Source organism: Mesorhizobium sp. M2A.F.Ca.ET.037.01.1.1 (assembly GCF_003998075.1).
Taxonomy (GTDB): domain Bacteria; phylum Pseudomonadota; class Alphaproteobacteria; order Rhizobiales; family Rhizobiaceae; genus Mesorhizobium.
The window spans coordinates 1-426 of record NZ_RZSA01001836.1 but is presented as its reverse complement, the minus strand read 5'-3'; the positions used below and the strand labels follow the sequence as shown (position 1 = coordinate 426).

Here is a 426-nt window from a genome sequence, read left to right as displayed (position 1 = left end):
TTGCGCGCCTGACGGCATGCAACGGCCCGCCGATAATGGCAAAAGAGATGCCAACATCCTCGATCCGCAGCAGGTCAACACCTGAATTCATTCTTAAACCAGCCCCACTCTGGCAACTTCCAGAAAGCGAGACTAGCGTATTGCCAGCCTAGAGCAACTTGGATTCGAAGCGGTCGCCAGCGGCGGCGCCGGCGACCGGACCGCCTGGCAAGGGCGTTCGGTTGGTTCGTGGCGCTTACTGGAGCTTGCTCGGGTCGCCCGCCGACAGCCGGGCGGCATCGCGATGCAGCAGCATGACCTGCTCGGCCTCCGATTTTCGATCGTGAATCGTCTCCATCGCACCGTCTTCATCGAGCGCGAGCGCACCCGACAGATCGGGTGAAAGCACCGTCAGCTTCTGCTTGATGCCGGTCAGCTCCTCATGGC

At 61.5% G+C, this 426-nt stretch carries 1 pseudogene; it reads right to left on the bottom strand.

The features are described 5' to 3' along the window. Positions 1–235: 235 nt before the first annotated feature. Positions 236–426, bottom strand: a pseudogene (locus EOA27_RS40080) (adenylate/guanylate cyclase domain-containing protein); the annotation flags it as partial.